The organism is Halorussus marinus, from assembly GCF_004521895.1.
Lineage (GTDB): Archaea > Halobacteriota > Halobacteria > Halobacteriales > Haladaptataceae > Halorussus > Halorussus marinus.
Genome location: NZ_SBIR01000005.1, coordinates 1 through 15,200 on the forward strand (window position 1 = coordinate 1; position 15,200 = coordinate 15,200).

Here is a 15,200-nt window from a genome sequence, read left to right on the forward strand (position 1 = left end):
CCGGAGAGGGCCTTGCGCTCGGCCTCGGGAATGCCGAGTTTTTCGAAGGTGTCCTGGATGTCCTCGGGGAGGTCGTCCCAGCTGTCGGCGCCCTCGCGCTTGTCGACGTCGGGGCGGATGTAGGGGACGATCTCTTCGATGTCGAGTTGGGTGAGGTCGGGCTGGCCGGGCCAGTCGGTGGGCAACGGCATGTTCTGGTAGTGCTCGAGCGCACGCAGGCGCCGGTCGAGCATCCAGTCGGGCTCGTCTTTGTCCTCGCTGATCAGCCGCACGACCTCTTCGGTAAGGCCCTTGCCGGACTTGAGCGCGGAGCTCTCCTCTTTTTTGAACTCGAAGCGCTCCTCGGTGTTGGTCTCTTGTAGGTGGTCTTGGTCTGAGCTCATGATGATTTAGGCGGTCTCGTAGGCTTCTTCGCGAACCCAGTCGTACCCCTCGTCTTCGAGTTTCTCGGCGAGCTCCGCGCCGCCGCTTTTCGCGATCTCGCCGTCGAGCATGACGTGAACGTGGTCGGGCTCGACGTAGTCGAGGATGCGCTGGTAGTGGGTGATCTGGAGGATGCCGGTGCCCTGCTCGTCGCGCAGGGCGTTGATGCCCTTCGAGACGTCCTGAAGGCGGTCGATGTCGAGCCCGGAGTCGATCTCATCGAGCACGGCGACAGACGGCTCGAGGATCGCGGCCTGAAGCACTTCGTTTTGCTTCTTTTCGCCGCCGGAGAACCCCGCGTTGAGGTACCGCTGGGCGAATTTCTCGTCCATGTCGAGCAGTTCCATCTTCTCCGAAAGGAGCTGCTGGAACTCCGCGACGCCGACCTCGCCCTCGTCGGCGGGGCCTTCCATCGGGCTGGTGTCGTAGCCCGCCTCGTCTTCGTCCTCGTCCTCGTCGGCACCCTCCTCGTCCTCGAAGAGCTCCTCGCGCTCTTCGAGCTTGGCGTTCAGCGCCTGCCGGAGGAAGTTGACCATCGTGACGCCCTCGATCTCGGCGGGGTACTGGAAGCCGAGGAAGACGCCGAGCGCGGCTCGCTCGTTGGGCTCCATCTCGAGGAGGTTCCACGTCCGCTTGTCGTCGGGGATCTCTCCGTCGACGTCGGCGTCGTCGAGGTGGATGAGCACCTCGCCCTCGGTTACCTCGTAGGCGGGGTGGCCGGCGATGACTTTCGCGGTCGTGGACTTCCCGCTGCCGTTCGGTCCCATGAGAGCGTGGATCTCGCCCGATTCGACTTCGAGGTCGACGCCGTTGAGAATCTTCTCGTCGGCCTCGACGACCTCAGCGTGTAGATTTTTGAGTTGTAGCGTTGCCATGTTAGGTTCACCTAAGACGTTCGGAGAATGGGTCAGGCGACGCATAATACTTTCGCATTCCCACGTAAATGGTTTCCTTCGAGTGAAAATAAATTTCTCGAAAACGGAAACGCCCGCGGGGAGCCGATCCGCGGTCGGCGAGCGTGACCGGGCTCAGACGAAACTCCCCAGCCCGGTCTGTTCCTGGCCGGTCTTGACCTCGTTCCACGAGATGTCGAGGGCTTCGAGGATGCGCTCGATCGGCCCCTTCAGGGTCTTGTCGAGCATCTTGTCCCAGTCGATCTCGAACTCCTCGGGGATCTGGTCGGCGTACTCGAAACAGATCACGTCGGGATCGCGCTTGAACTCGCCGTACAGCGGGTCCGTCCGGGCGTCGAACCCCTCCTCGGCCTCCAGTCGCTCGAAGAACGAGGGGTGGACCTTCTCGAGGTAGAGGCGCTTTGGCTTGCTCCCGCGCTGGAAGTTGGTCCCGAGCAGTCGGTTTGCGTACTTCGCCCCCCGGACTTGGGCGGTGTCGGTGTCGTAGTTGTCGAGGCGCTTGCCGATGCCGCCGGGGATGCCGACGTCGTCGAGGTCGACGTTCCCGGCCTGATAGTCGGCGATCACGTCGTGGACGTACTCTTTGACGTCTTCGACGTCCTCGCCGTGGACGATCATGTCGATGACGTCTTTCTGGACCTCCTTGGTGATGGGCGCGATGTCCGAGCGCTTGTACTCGAAGCCGGTGATGTCGATGTCGTCGACGTCCTTGCCCTCCTTCCAGACGATGTGGCCGGCGTAGCGTTTCTTCTTGCCCGCCTGGAAGAACCGTCGGTAGAGCTTCTCGAACTCGATCTGGAAGCGGTGTTCCTCGGCGTTGAGTTCCCCGAGCGCGAAGTCGTCGTAGGCCTCGTTGATGTGGTCCTCGATCTCGAACGACTGGTCGAGGGCCTCCTCCCTGTCGACGTCGCCAAGCTCTAACATGACGCTGTCGGTGTTGTGGAGGACGATACCGCCGAGCGCGTCGACAAAATTCTCGTTGTCCGCGACGCTGAGGTCATAGACGTACCCGTCGTGCTCCGCTTCGGTCAAAACGGGATCGCGTCCAGATCGGTAGTAGTCGCAGGTTCGAATAGTGTACGAGCCCTTCGCGTCGCGATACTTGAGAGAGTGCTTCTCGCCGCGCTGGGTGAGCAACATCGAGAGACCGGCAGCCAGTTCACGACTCACCGTCTCGAAGTCGAAATTCCGGTCACAGTAGTCCTCGGAGTAACGGGGGAACTCCCGGGAGCCGTCGCCTTCGACGACCGTTTCGAGGAACACGTCCTGTTTCGACTCGGAGAGGTGGAACACGAACGACGGGACACGCTTTCCGCGAGACGTCTGTCCCGCGAATTCGCGGAAGAATACCGCCGAAAGTTCGTTCATCATCTGTAGCTTCCGGGTACTATCGTCGTACGTGACCGAATCATTGGCGTCGTCCGTCACGTACTCGACCGTCCGCTCGTCCCGGGTGTCGCTCGCCACGACACTCGCAGTCGCCCCGTCGAACAACCGCTGGTAGTCGTTCCGTAGCTGTTCGAGCCACTCCGGGTCCGACTCCGCGATGCTCGCGCCGAACTTGTCGGACGTGGTCTCGGCCGTCGATGCGCTCCCCTCGGGAACGTACGCGCCGAGCAGTCGGAGTAGCGCCTCGCCGTCCTCGCTATCGAGGTCGATGTAGCGCTGGACGGTAATCGTCTTGTCGAGGCCGCTGTGATGGCCGTGCCCGAACCACACCCGCTCGTCGTCCGCGTGAACTCGCTTCGTCTTCGTCGTCGTTCCGCCCGTTCCTCGACCGTCTTCGTACTCCCGTTCGTACCCTTTGAGAACCTCGTACACGTCGATCTCTTCGCAGGCTTCGACGTTCGGTACGTCCGGTACGCGCAGCGGCTCCTCAACGGCTTCGGGCGTCGCTTCGACGAGTTCGCCGTCGTCTTCCATGACGTACGAGTGATCGCGCGTCGTGACCGATTCGCCGAACTTGTGCTGTAGCTTGACGACGGGTTTGTCCGTCTCATGGCGGATAGCCTGCTGGATCGGTTTCCACTCGGTCTCCCCGACCTCGTTGACGGACAACGCGTCCCATCCGTCGAGCGTTCCGACATCCTTCGGAGACGCGACGCTGGCAACCGGACCGCCGTCGGCGGTGATGAGAATCTCGTCGGCCGCTGTCGGAGTGGCGCGTTCGAACAGGTCTTCGATAGGCAGGATACGTAGGTTTCCACCGGGGTCCCGAACGACTACGGGGCGCTCGCCTGTGACGCTGTCCCCATACGCCACCTCGTACCCCATCTCGGTCGCGGTCTCCTGCGTGTACTCGATCACGTCGCGACCGGTCGCCGTGATGGCGGCGGCCGCCTCCTTGTCGTAGAGGCGGAACCGATCCCACCCCGAAACGCCGTAGAGCGAGTTCATGATCACCTTCACCGCCGCCTGCTGGCGGTTGTACCGCTCGTACTCCGGCGTGTCGGGGTCGTGCTCGTCGCGCAGGGCCTTCTTTTCCTCGCGCTCGTCGAGCGTCTCGTCGATGATCTCCCGGATGATGCCGTCGGGGTCCTTCCGGAAGTGGGTCCCCGTCGGCGCCCGGTAGGTCTCGCCGTCGTACTCCTCGGGGTCGACTTTGGTCTCCGGGGAGGCGTTGATCGTGGTCATCGACATCGGGTAGAGGCTCTTGAGGTCGAGCACCGTCACGTTCTCTTTGACCCCGGTGATCGGCTCGAACACCGCCCCGCCCTCGAAGTCCTCGCTCTCCTGTTTGCCCTTCGAGGGGAGCGCGAACTCCCCGTGGGCCTTCTGGAGGACGTACACGTCGACCGCGTCGCCGGGCGTGGTGGCGTCTTCGAGCTTACAGCCCACGAACGACGCGACCTCCTCCCAGAACGAGACGATGTCCTGCTTGCGGTCGAGTTCGACGCACAGCTCGACGTCCCGGAGGTTGTACTCCAGCAGGCGTTCGGGGTCGTCCTCCCAGAGGTCGCCGATGTCGCCGGGGTACCGCTCCTTGCCGACGCCGAGTTCGACCTCGCCGACGGCGTCGAGCCGGTAGGAGTCGAGTTCCGAGCGCTGGGTCCGCTTGTACGCGTACAGCAGGTCGAAGACGATCCGGCCCTTCACGGTGGGGCCGCCCCAGTCGGAGTCCCACACCTCGTTCACCCGCGAGAGCCGATCCGAGTCGAGGTCGTACTCGTGGGGGCCGGCGAGAACGTCGAGTCGGTCGACGAGGTACGGAGCGTCGAAGTCCTCGAAGTTCCAGCCGGTCAGGACGTCCGGGTCGGTCTCCTCGATGTAGTCGAGGAACGCCGCGAGCATCGCGCGCTCGTCGCCGAACGTCCGCACCTCGACGTCGACGGCCTCGATCGGGTCGTAACCGTCGAGCGTCTCGGGGGCTTCGGCGTCGCCTTCCGGGGCGTCGTAGAGCCACGCCACGTACTCGTCGCGGTAGGAGTCGAAGCTGGTGAGACAGACGATCGGCTCCTCGCCGTCCTCGGGGAACCCAGACCGGTCGTCGACCTCGATGTCGAAGTAGCTGACCCGGGGGCTTGCCTGTACCTCGACGGGGTCGACCGCGTCGACGTCGTCGTGGAAGTGCAGATCGCCGTCCTCGTCGCGACGCTCCGGGACCCGGATGCCGCTTTTCACTCCCTTGTCGATGAGAAACCGGTTCGGGAACAGGATGTCGGCCTCGTAGTGGTCGAAGTGGTCCCGGACGTTCCCCACGTCGCGGGGCGTCTGGCCGACGATCTTGGTGAGCCGTTCGCCCCGGATGCTCTCGTAGGGCTCGCCGTTCTCGTCGGTCTCTTGGCTGTCGAGTAGCCGGTCGAACTCCTCTTCGGGCGGAGCGTCGAGCGAGTCGGTCGGCGCGTAGAAGTACGGCTCGAACCCGTGGACGTGGAGGTGTTCGAGGTCGTCGTCTTCGGTCCGGCCGAAGACGTGGACGACGACCGTCTCGTCGTCGCCCGACCCCTCGATAGTGTAGTCGACCTGCGTCACCGAGAGTTCGACGCGGCCGGTCGCCTCGGGTAGCCAGTCGTCGGCGTCGACGACGGCGTCGGCGTCCTGCCGGTCGCCGCCGGCGACCGCCCGGGCCTCGGCCTCGGCGTCGCGGTCGGGCTCGGCGCCCGCGGAGAAGTCGCTTAATTTCGCGTCAGACCCCGGATTGCTCATGTATCCCGGGTTTGGCGCTTTCGGGTAAAAACCCTCTCTTTCCGAGCCCCTCCGGAGATGTCTGAGGGAAAGACATATACCATGTTACCACATACCACGCTTGTGGTGACGCCAATGTCCGACCACGCCAACCCCGGCGACGAGCTGGACCGTGCGGAAGCCGCGCTTCCCGAAGCCGACGCGCAGGCGGAGGCGACGATCGAGGCGTACGAGACGGACGAGGGCGTCGTATTCTACGACTCCCGAAATCCGCTGGCGTGGTTGAAAGCGGGCGAGCCGCTCACCCTGACCGAGCAGGCGTAGCCGACTCCGAACGCTTTTCCCCGCCGCTTGCCGAACCCCTAGCCGTGCCGAGCGACGACTCGACGACCCAGCCGGACGCCGACGGCGAGCCGACCCCGGACGCCGACCTGCGCCCGGACGACCCGGCCGCGGACGTCGCACCCGAGATCCCGCAAGCGCCCGACCTCACCGACGACGAGCCCGGCCTCGCCGAGGAGCTCGGCTTCGGCGGGGCGGAGGCGTCGACGGAGTCGGAGCCGTCGGTCGACTCGGAGCTCGCGACCCGGTTCTGGTCGCTGGCGCTACTTTTCAACCTCGCGCTCCTCGCGGCGAGTCTCGGCCTGCTGTTGATCGGGTTCGAGCGCCGGTGGACCGTCGGGGGCGGCCTGCTCGCGGTCGGCGTCTTCGCGTTCGTCCGCGGGTGGTACCGCTACCGCTCGGTCCGGAAAGACTAACCCCGACAGCCCCCTACCACCGGCCATGCGAACGGTCCGGGACGAGTCGGGCGACACCTACCTGCTCGTCAAAGAGTCCGGCGACGCCTGCAAGCTACGGGATCCGGAGACGGGCGCCGAGAGCCACCGACCAGCCGACGAACTCGAACCCGTCGACGGCGAGTCGCCGCTGGCGACCGCCTCGCGGGCGATCCCGGCCCCGGCCCGCCGGATTCTGACCGCGGTCCCCGACGAGCGGGCGCTCGGCCTGCTGGTGGAACTCGGCGAGCGCGGGCCGCTCCCGGTCCGGCACCTGCTCGACGCCGCGGACCTCTGTGAGAGCGATCTGCTCGGTATCCTGACGGAGTTTCGGGCGGCCGGACTGGTCGAGGAGCGACGGGTCGGCGGCGAGCGGGGGTACGCCACGACCGACCGCGGCGACGAGGGGCTGGCCGCACTCCGAAACTAATCGGCGGCTTCCAAGGCCGCCTCGCGACGCTCGACGGTCGAGCGGTTCGACACGGAGTCTTTCTCGACCCGCACCAGGTCGTCGGCGGCCGCGACCAGTTCGTCGTCGTGGCTCACGACCACGATCTGCTCGACGCCCAGATCCCGCATCGACTCGACCAGCTCGACGAGCTGGGAGACGTGGCCCGAGTCGAGGAAGACGGTCGGCTCGTCGAGGATGAGCGGCGGCATCGGCGCGCCGCCCTCGATCCCCTCCGCGAGCAGGCGGTAGATCGCACACCGGAGGCTGAGGTTGAACAGCGCGCGCTCGCCGCCCGACAACTGCTCGGGGTCGAGTGGCTCGCCGTCCTTCTGGTAGACGGTGAGCTCGTACTCCCCGTCGAGCTCGATGCGGGCGTACGAGTCGTTCTGGTAGATCAGCTCGAACACCTCGTTGAGCATCTCTTCGAGGTGGTCGACGTTGCGCTGGCGCAACTCGGCCCGCAGGTCGCCGTACATCTCCTGGAGGTCGACGGTCTCCTCGCGGAGCGACTCCAGCGACGCGACCCGCTCGGCCACCTCCTCGCGGCGCTCGCGGAGGCTTTCGAGCTCGCCGATCTCGCTTTTCACGCCGCCGATCCGGCTCTGGAGGTCGTTTCGCCGATCCCGAAGCTCGTCGAGCTTCGCCTCGACCTGCTCTAAGTACGTCTCGGCGCGCTCCTTGTCCTCGCGGGCCGAGGCGACCTTCTGCTCGTCGTACTCCTCGCGGAGCCCCGCCCGTCGCTCGCGCTTGTCGGCGAGGCGCTCGCGGCGCTGGTCGTTCACCGCTTCGAGGCTGGCGCGCTTCTCGCGGTGGCGCTCGATGTCGGCCTCGGCGTCGGCGACCCGCTCGCCGAGCGATCGAATCTCCTCGAGGCGCTCGCGCTTGTCGGCGAGCTCCTCGCGCTCGGCTTCGAGATCTTCGACCGTCTCGCGGTGGGCCTCGGCCTTCTCGCGGAGCTGGTCGGCGTCCGTGCGCTTCTCGTCGGCTTCGGCCGCCAGTTCCTCAGCTTCCTCGCGGAGCTGGTCGGCGTCCGCGCGCTTTGCCTCGACGGCCTCGGCCTTCGTCTCGACGAGCTGTTCGACGTTCTCGCGGTTGGTCCGCAACGAGTCGACGGTCTGTTCGGCCTCTCTGAGCCGCTCGGCCGCCTCGACGTCGGCCTCGATCTCCTCGCGGTCCTCGCGGACCGATTCGAGCTCGGCTTCGAGCGATTCGACGCGCTCGCGCTCCTCGTCCAACGAGTCGACGTGCGGGGAGCCGTCGACCGGCTGGCCACATTCGGGACACTTGCCCGCTTCGAGGAGCTCCTCGGCCTCGGCGACGCTGTCGCGGGCGCTCGCGAGCGCCGCGGTCAGCTCCTGCTCGCGCTCGCGGAGTTCCTCGCGTTCGTCTCTTAGACGTTCGAGTCGGTCGGCGGCGGCGCCGAACTCGACCGGCGCGTCGTCGAACGTCGCCTTCTCGGCGTCGATGTCGTCGCCGAGCCCGTCGAGCTTCTCGCGGGACTCCGCGAGGTCTCGCTCGGCCTCGTCGGCCTCCGCTTCGAGTTCGTCGGCGTCCGCGCGCTTGCTCTCGGCCCGCGACTCGAACTCCGCGGCCCGGTCGGCGAGGTTGTCGGCCTGATTGGCGAACATCTGGGCCTGGGTCTCCGCGTCGCCGAGCTCCGAGGTGAGCTCCTCGTCGCGCGCGTCGAGGGCTTCGAGGCGGGCCTCGATCGCCGTCTCGTCGGTCGCCTCGACCTCGGTTTCGGCCGACAGCGACTCGATCTCGGCTTCGAGGTCCTCGACGGTCTCCCGGAGCTCGCGCACGCGGTCGGCGTGGTCGGTCCGCTCTTTCTCGGTCGCTGAAATCTCGTCCTCCAGCTCCTCGACGTCGGCCTCCAGCGATTCGAGCTCCTCGCGTTTCTCCTCGTAGGAGTCGAGCACCTCGGTCGCCCGATCGCGGGTCTCGCGAGCGGTCTCGCGGTTGTCCTCGTACTCCTCGATGTCGGCTTCGACCGAGTTCAGGTCGGACTCGAGTTCGTTGAGCCGGCCGTGGAGGTTCTTGTCTTCTTTCTCGGCGATCTGGTCGTCGATACCCGAGAGGCGCTCGCGCTTGCCGTCGAGCACGCTCTTTACCCCGAGCCGGGCGTCGCTGGCGCGCTCGCGGTACTCCTCGAGTTTCCCGAGCTGGAGGAGGTCGTCGATCATGTCCTGGCGCTGGGCGGGGGTCGCGTTGATGAGCTTGTTGACCTCGCCCTGCCGGACGTACGCGCAGTTGACGAACGCCTCGGAGTCCATCCGGAACAGCTCCGCGATGGTCTCCCGAACGTCGGTCGCGCCCTCGATCGTGTCGTCGGGCGTTTCGAGCACGCACTCGGCGGTCTTGGCGCGCTCGCCGGTCGCGCGGATCCGGCGGCGGACGTGGTAGCCGCCGCCCTCGTGGGAGAACCACAGTTCGATCTCGGCCTCGTCCTCGCCGAGCGTCACCACGTCCTCGAGCGTCCGGTCGAGCGCCTTCGCGCCGTACAGCGCGAAAAAGCAGGCTTCGAGTAGCGAGGACTTTCCACTGCCGTTGAGCCCGTGGACGACCGTCACGCCGGCGTCGAGCCGGAGGTCGGCGTCGGCGTAGCACTTGAAGTTCCGGAGGCGGACGCGGTCGAACTTCACAGGTACTCCTCCATCGAGCGCTGGTCGTCGCCGGCGTCGGTCGGCTCGCTATCTCGGGTCGCGTCTCGGTCGGCCCCATCTCCGTCCGGGGCGTCTGCGGGGCCGCCGTCGGCGGCCGCGGACGACCCGCCGTCCGGGGCGGGACCGACGCGCTCGGACTCGGACGGTTCGGCGTCGCCGTCGGCCGCGTCCTCGTCGTCGGGCGGCTCCTCGGGTGCGGCCTCGAACGCCGAGCGTTCGCCGTCCTCGATCAGCGCCGTCACCCGGTTCTGTACCGACTCGCGGACGTTCGCGTCCGCGACCGTGCTCGCTCGCACGGTCTCGTCGATCCCGCGAGCCGCCTCGCTCAGACCCAGATCGCGCACGCGCTCGCGGACCGCGTCGTCGGGGTCCGCGAACGAGACGTCGAGGGACTCGCCGTCCTCGCCGGTCTCGCGCCGGTCTTTGACGCGGACGACCAGCGCGCCCGCCTCGAGCGCGAACTCCTCGACCCGGGCAGGAGTCACGTCCTCGCCCTCGCCGTCGATCTCGACGACGGCGACCGCGCCGTCGAGGTCGCGCTCGCGGATCGCCTCGCGGACCCGCTCGATCCCCTCGCTCTCGCCGAGGTCGACCGAGACGTACGCGAAGTCCCGGGTGACGTCGAGCCCCCGGCGGGCGATCGTCACCTCGCCGTCGAACTCGACGATGTTGTACCCCCGGTCCTCGCGCTCGGCGGTGCTACAGCGCTCGGTCGACCCGCAGTAGGTGACCCACGTCTCGGCCACCTCCTTGACACCGGGGTCGTGGTTGTCGCCCAGCAACATCGCGTCGAACGCGACGTTCGACTCGGCCAACACCTCCCGGGCGTCCCAGTCGCCGACGTCGAACGGCTCGAACAGGCCGTGGCTCACCAGCGCGGCGTGGGGCTGGTCGTGGTCGGCGAACGCGTAGTCGAGGTCCTCGCGCTTGGCCTTCGGGACGTGATCGAGGCCGTAGAAGGCGGTCTCGCCGACGACCTCGGGCTCGTCGCCGAGCCGGGTCGCCAGCCCGAGCATCTCGAAGAGGTCGAGCCACTGGCGCCCGCGGGTGCCCTCGTGGTTGCCGACGATGGCGAGAAACGGGATGTCGGCCGCCCGGAGCTTCCGGAGAATCGAGATGGTGCCGTGGAGCGCCGAGAGGTCGGGCCGACGGTCGTGGAACAGGTCGCCGGCGTGGACCACCGCGTCCACGTCCTCGGCGACCGCGTCGTCGACCACCTGCTCGAACGCGTCGAGGAAGTCCTGGCGTCGCTCGGGCGAGTGGTACTGGCGGTAGCCGAGGTGGGTGTCCCCCGTGTGTATCACCCGTGTCATCGGTTCGGGGTTTGCGTCGGGGGGCTAAAGGCGTTGTGCGACGGGGCGGGCGCGGCCCCAGCCCCGGTTCGGGCCCGCCTGCCCAGCGAGAGAAGACGAGGGCGGCCCCGAGACCCCGCTACTCCAGATCGAGCGTGTAGAGGCGCTTGCGAGCGTCCGAGAACGAGAACCGCGAGTCGACGAGTCCCTGCTCGTCGAGTCGGTTCAGCGCGTACCGGACGGTTCGGTCGGGAAGGAGCGACTCCTCGGCGATCTGGCTCTGGGTCAGGGTGTCGTTGTACTCCAGTACCTTGGCGACCAGCTTGGCGCTGGGCGGCAGGTCGCGTATCGACTCGGAGGCGTCCTCCCCGGTGAGCTGACTCTTCTCGGTTCCCGCGGTCTCTGAGGTACTCATGTACCACCACCTTTTGCATACAGCATAATAATATTTCTCCTTCATTCGTATTACTATAGGGTATTCTACCGGTCGGCCGACCGCGCCGCCTGCGGCGGGTCCGACGTGCGTCACACCCACCCGAAGCCTCTTATGAGACAGGCACCTAGACCGGCGTGATGACCGACACCGTCGAAGACGTCGATCTCCCCTACGACGAGGAGAGCGCGTCACAGAAGGACAAGATCGAGGCGTTACAGGAACGCCTCGAGGTCCTCGAGTCGCAGAACGAGGAGATGCGGGACAAGCTCCTCGACGCGAACGCGGAGAACAACAAGTACCAGCAGAAGCTCGAACGGCTGACCCACGAGAACAAGAAGCTCAAGCAGTCGCCGCTGTTCGTCGCCACCGTCCAAGAGATGACCGACGAGGGCGTCATCATCAAACAGCACGGCAACAATCAGGAGGCGGTCACCGAGGTCACCGACGAGATGCGCGCGGAGCTCGAACCCGACAGCCGGGTCGCGGTCAACAACTCCCTCTCTATCGTCAAGACCCTCGACAACGAGACCGACGTGCGGGCCCGCGTCATGCAGGTCGAAGAGAGCCCCGAGGTCACCTACGAGGACATCGGCGGGCTCGAAGAGCAGATGCAGGAGGTCCGCGAGACGGTCGAGATGCCCCTCAAGAACCCCGACATGTTCGGCGAAGTCGGGATCGAACCCCCGAGCGGCGTCCTGCTCTACGGCCCGCCGGGCACGGGCAAGACGATGCTGGCGAAGGCGGTCGCGAACCAGACCGACGCCACGTTCATCAAGATGGCCGGCTCCGAGCTGGTCCACAAGTTCATCGGCGAGGGCGCAAAGCTCGTCCGGGACCTCTTCGAGGTCGCCCGCCAGCACGAGCCCGCCGTCCTCTTCATCGACGAGATCGACGCCATCGCCGCCAAGCGGACCGACTCGAAGACCTCGGGCGACGCGGAGGTCCAGCGGACGATGATGCAACTCCTCTCTGAGATGGACGGCTTCGAGGACCGCGGCGAGGTCCGGATCATCGCCGCCACCAACCGCTTCGACATGCTCGATCGGGCCATCCTCCGGCCCGGTCGGTTCGATCGGCTCATCGAGGTTCCCAAGCCGAACCTCGAGGGCCGCGAGAAGATCTTCCGGATCCACACTCGCGACATGAACGTCGCCGACGACGTCGACTTCGAGAAGCTCGCGAAGGACGCCGAGGACGCATCTGGCGCGGACATCAAGGCGGTCTGCACCGAGGCCGGCATGTTCGCCATCCGGGACGACCGCACCGAGATCACGATGGAAGACTTCGAGAGCGCCAAGTCCAAGATCGACGCCGAGGACGAGGACGAAGAGATCTCGAAGACGTTCGCGTAAGCTCGGTTCTGCGGGCGGCTCCTCGTCGTATCTGCGGTTTTTCACGACGGTTCGCAGTCTCGACGCCGTCGAACCCGAGCGACCGCGCCGCGAGGCCGAGGCTCGGTCAGTCGTCGCTCGCTCGCGCCCCGACCGATTCGGGCGCGGCGGTCGATTCGTTGCGCGCGAAGTACGAGGCGAGCGCCGGGCCGCTCACGTTGTGCCAGACGCTGAACAGCGCCGGCGGAAGCGCCGCGGCGGGCGAGAAGAAGGCGGTGGCGAGCGCCACCGCGAGCCCGCTGTTCTGGAGGCCCACCTCGAACGCGCAGGTCCGGGCGCGGTCCTCCGACATCCCGGTGAGCCGACCCACGCCGTAGCCGGCGCCGAGGCCGATACCGTTGTGCGCGACGACCGCCACCACCGCCGCCGCCCCGGCGGTCAGGATGGTGCTCTTGCTCAGGCCCACGACGGCCGCGACGATGGCGACGATGGCGACGACGCTCACCGCCGGGAACACGTCCAGTCCGGCTTCCGCGACGTTCGGAGCCTTGCGGTCGAGGACGTACCGGAGCGCGAACCCGGCACCGACCGGAACGATGACGATCTGAACGATGCTGGTGAACATCTCGGCGAACGTGACGCTCAACTGTTCGCCCGCGAGGAAGACCACCCACGCGGGCATGACCACGGGCGCCGCGAGCGTCGTGACGGTCGTGATGGCCACCGAGAGCGCCACGTCGCCCTTCCCGAGGAACGTCATCACGTTCGAGGCGGTGCCGCCGGGCGCGGCCCCGACGAGGATCACGCCGACGGCGAGTTCGGTCGGGAGCGACAGCGCGACGGTCAGCCCGTAGGCCGCCGCGGGCATGACCAGCCACTGGGTGAGCGTCCCGATGGCGACGTCGCGCGGGCGGGCGGCGAGTCGCCGGAAGTCCTCGGGTCGGAGCGTCAGCCCCATTCCCAGCATGATGACGCCGAGTAGCGGCGTGATGTACGGTCCGATCCACGTAAAGCCGGACGGGACCGCGAGCGCCGCCCCGGAGGCGGCGAGCACCCAGACGACGAAGTACTTGTTCGCGAGATCGCTGGCGCGACGGACGGTGTCGAGGGCGCTCACGCGACGGCCCTCCGGTTCGGCGCGTGTAGTCGTAGCATTCGTTCGGGGCTGTCAGCTACGAGATTTATGTCTACCGGTCGAACAGTTCGCGCCGACCCGACCCGATCGGCCGGCGTTCCGAGCTCAGACGTTCAGAAAGATCGCGTACGGCACGAGAAACAGCACGGCGGTCATCACGAGCAGGATCAGCCCGTAGCCGGCGAGCGTCCCGAGCGCGGTCTTCCACGAGGGGTGGTCGAAGTCGGCGAGCGCGGTCATGTACGGGGCGAGGCGCCGCCGGGCCTTAAATCCTACCTGACGATGTCGCGGATCTGACGGGCCTGTCCCGAGAGGCTCGGGTCCGCCTCGACGATCTGGAGCACCTCGTGGTCGGTCACTTCGAAGTAGGACTTGCCGGTCGCCCCTTCGATGAGGTCTTTCGAGAGCCGGAACTCGGTGCCCTCGTACACGACGTCGACGCCCTTCTCGTCGAATGCGAGCGTAGTCATACCCCGGCGTTTGCCCCCGGCAGGTAAAAACCCACAGAACCGCCGGCGCGACCCCGAATGTCTGACGGAGCTTTATTAGGGGTGAACCGACAGTTGTCGGTGTGTCGCTCCGCTCGAACCCGCTCGACGAACTCGCGATCCCCGACGGGACGACCGTCGAGGAACACGACCTGGTGACCGACGGCGACGTCGTCGTCGGCGGCCAGAGCACCGTGGAGTTCGGCGTTCGGGGCCACAACGTCATCGCGGGCGAGCGAGCAACGTTCGGCGGCCACATCGAGGCGGAGGCCGACTGCCGGCTCGACATGTGGTCGGACGTCGACGGCAACGTCCTCGTGGGCCGGGACGCCTACCTCGGCGAGCGCGTCCACGTCGCGGGCCGGCTGATGGTCAGCGGCGACCTCGACATCGGCGACGACGTCGACATCGAGGAGGGGTTCGAGGCCAACGGCTGGATCGTGATCCGGAACCCGATGCCGACCGTCGTGTTCGTGTTCGTCTACCTCCAACAGCTGTTGCGGATCGGCGAGGACGAGGCCGCCGAGGACCTCGTCTCGGACCTGCTCGAAAACGAGGAGATCGACGCCGAGCCGGTCGTGATCCCCCGGAACGGCCACGTCAGCGACGACTCGTGGCGGGTGTCGACCCCGGCGAGCGTCGGCGACGACTGCCGGCTCCACGGCAACTTCCGGGCCGAGTCGATCGACGTCGGCGAGCGCAACGAGGTGTTCGGGAGCCTCCGGGCGCGCGGCGACGTGTCGGTCGGGGCCGACACCGTGATCCACGGCGACGTGACCACCCGGAGCGGGACGGTCGAACTCGCCGACGGCTGTGAGATCCGGGGCGACGTCTCCTGCGAGGACCTCCGGTTCCACGAGGGCGCGGTCGTCGACGGCACGATGCGCACGAGCGGCGAGATGCGGATGGTGCAGGCCGGGACGACCACCCGGATCGCGGCCGACGGCGTGGGACGCGAGTCCGGGGGCAACGGCGCCGAGCGCGAGCGTCTCGACGACGACGGGGTCGAAGACGACATCGACGCTGACGAGGTCGAGGGCGACGCCGCCGAGACCGAACGCGACGCCGACGACGAGTGAATCCGCGTTCCCGCGACGACGGGCGCCGGCCGACCGACGGGTCGCACTTCTGGTTCGTTCGTCGCTATCGAGCCGCGCTACCGACCG

The 15,200-nt window shown here is 67.1% G+C and carries 13 protein-coding genes and 1 pseudogene; 5 read left to right on the forward strand and 9 right to left on the reverse strand.

All coding sequences use genetic code 11. From position 1 onward, the window contains the following. The 3 genes and pseudogenes from EPL04_RS07340 to EPL04_RS07350 form a co-directional block, all read right to left on the reverse strand. Window positions 1-383: pseudogene (locus EPL04_RS07340) on the reverse strand (Fe-S cluster assembly protein SufB); the annotation flags it as partial. Between the two features lie 6 nt (window positions 384-389). Next, entirely contained in the window at window positions 390-1,298 is a 909-nt protein-coding gene (locus EPL04_RS07345) for an ABC transporter ATP-binding protein (RefSeq protein WP_134670685.1), read from the reverse strand. A gap of 153 nt (window positions 1,299-1,451) precedes the next feature. Next, complete coding sequence (locus EPL04_RS07350) at window positions 1,452-5,483, reverse strand: DNA polymerase domain-containing protein (RefSeq protein WP_134670686.1); 4,032 nt, start codon at window positions 5,481-5,483, stop codon at window positions 1,452-1,454. A gap of 114 nt (window positions 5,484-5,597) precedes the next feature. Between EPL04_RS07350 and EPL04_RS07355 the strand changes: the two genes are divergently transcribed. From EPL04_RS07355 to EPL04_RS07365, 3 genes are read left to right on the forward strand one after another with little or no spacing between them, the layout of a single operon-like run. Next, complete coding sequence (locus EPL04_RS07355; protein ID WP_134670954.1) at window positions 5,598-5,786, forward strand: DUF7331 family protein; 189 nt, start codon at window positions 5,598-5,600, stop codon at window positions 5,784-5,786. Between the two features lie 44 nt (window positions 5,787-5,830). Continuing rightward, window positions 5,831-6,220, forward strand: a complete 390-nt coding sequence (locus EPL04_RS07360; protein ID WP_134670687.1) for a DUF7322 domain-containing protein — start codon at window positions 5,831-5,833, stop codon at window positions 6,218-6,220. Between the two features lie 25 nt (window positions 6,221-6,245). Further along, entirely contained in the window at window positions 6,246-6,668 is a 423-nt protein-coding gene (locus EPL04_RS07365) for a DUF7346 family protein (protein WP_134670688.1), read from the forward strand. Here EPL04_RS07365 and rad50 read toward each other — a convergent pair. The 3 genes from rad50 to EPL04_RS07380 form a co-directional block, all read right to left on the reverse strand. Beyond that, window positions 6,665-9,331: a DNA double-strand break repair ATPase Rad50 gene (gene rad50 / locus EPL04_RS07370; RefSeq protein WP_134670689.1), complete on the reverse strand. Its 2,667-nt coding sequence runs from the start codon at window positions 9,329-9,331 to the stop codon at window positions 6,665-6,667. The two genes, EPL04_RS07365 and rad50, sit on opposite strands and share 4 nt — an antisense overlap. Further along, a complete protein-coding gene (mre11, locus tag EPL04_RS07375) occupies window positions 9,328-10,665 on the reverse strand; it encodes a DNA double-strand break repair protein Mre11 (RefSeq protein ID WP_134670690.1) in 1,338 nt (445 codons plus the stop codon). Before mre11 ends, rad50 begins: the two co-directional genes overlap by 4 nt. A gap of 118 nt (window positions 10,666-10,783) precedes the next feature. Beyond that, window positions 10,784-11,059, reverse strand: a complete 276-nt coding sequence (locus tag EPL04_RS07380; protein ID WP_134670691.1) for a MarR family transcriptional regulator — start codon at window positions 11,057-11,059, stop codon at window positions 10,784-10,786. Window positions 11,060-11,217: 158 nt separating this feature from the next. Here EPL04_RS07380 and pan1 point away from each other — a divergent pair, with 158 nt between their 5' ends. Then, a complete protein-coding gene (pan1, locus tag EPL04_RS07385) occupies window positions 11,218-12,432 on the forward strand; it encodes a proteasome-activating nucleotidase Pan1 (protein ID WP_134670692.1) in 1,215 nt (404 codons plus the stop codon). Between the two features lie 106 nt (window positions 12,433-12,538). Here the strand turns inward: pan1 and EPL04_RS07390 are convergent, their stop codons facing one another. The 3 genes from EPL04_RS07390 to EPL04_RS07395 all read right to left on the reverse strand — a co-directional run bounded on the left by EPL04_RS07390 (window position 12,539) and on the right by EPL04_RS07395 (window position 14,016). After that, on the reverse strand, window positions 12,539-13,528 hold the full coding sequence (locus EPL04_RS07390) for a bile acid:sodium symporter family protein (protein ID WP_134670693.1): 990 nt from the start codon (window positions 13,526-13,528) through the stop codon (window positions 12,539-12,541). 123 nt (window positions 13,529-13,651) lie between these two features. Further along, a complete protein-coding gene (locus EPL04_RS19325; protein WP_280177945.1) occupies window positions 13,652-13,786 on the reverse strand; it encodes a hypothetical protein in 135 nt (44 codons plus the stop codon). A 32-nt stretch (window positions 13,787-13,818) separates the two neighbouring features. Beyond that, window positions 13,819-14,016, reverse strand: coding sequence for a DUF5800 family protein (locus tag EPL04_RS07395; protein ID WP_134670694.1), 198 nt, complete (start codon window positions 14,014-14,016; stop codon window positions 13,819-13,821). A 101-nt stretch (window positions 14,017-14,117) separates the two neighbouring features. Between EPL04_RS07395 and EPL04_RS07400 the strand changes: the two genes are divergently transcribed. Next, window positions 14,118-15,113, forward strand: a complete 996-nt coding sequence (locus tag EPL04_RS07400; protein ID WP_134670695.1) for a polymer-forming cytoskeletal protein — start codon at window positions 14,118-14,120, stop codon at window positions 15,111-15,113. Window positions 15,114-15,200 lie beyond the last annotated feature (87 nt).

Excerpts from the sequence above, each read along its gene's own strand:
- EPL04_RS07345 (WP_134670685.1), bottom strand. The coding sequence starts at position 1,298 with ATGGCAACGCTACAACTCAAAAATCTACACGCTGAGGTCGTCGAGGCC.
- pan1 (WP_134670692.1), top strand. The coding sequence starts at position 11,218 with ATGACCGACACCGTCGAAGACGTCGATCTCCCCTACGACGAGGAGAGC.
- EPL04_RS07355 (WP_134670954.1), top strand. The coding sequence starts at position 5,598 with ATGTCCGACCACGCCAACCCCGGCGACGAGCTGGACCGTGCGGAAGCC.
- EPL04_RS07365 (WP_134670688.1), top strand. The coding sequence starts at position 6,246 with ATGCGAACGGTCCGGGACGAGTCGGGCGACACCTACCTGCTCGTCAAA.
- EPL04_RS07380 (WP_134670691.1), bottom strand. The coding sequence starts at position 11,059 with ATGAGTACCTCAGAGACCGCGGGAACCGAGAAGAGTCAGCTCACCGGG.
- EPL04_RS19325 (WP_280177945.1), bottom strand. The coding sequence starts at position 13,786 with ATGACCGCGCTCGCCGACTTCGACCACCCCTCGTGGAAGACCGCGCTC.
- EPL04_RS07395 (WP_134670694.1), bottom strand. The coding sequence starts at position 14,016 with ATGACTACGCTCGCATTCGACGAGAAGGGCGTCGACGTCGTGTACGAG.
- mre11 (WP_134670690.1), bottom strand. The coding sequence starts at position 10,665 with ATGACACGGGTGATACACACGGGGGACACCCACCTCGGCTACCGCCAG.
- EPL04_RS07350 (WP_134670686.1), bottom strand. The coding sequence starts at position 5,483 with ATGAGCAATCCGGGGTCTGACGCGAAATTAAGCGACTTCTCCGCGGGC.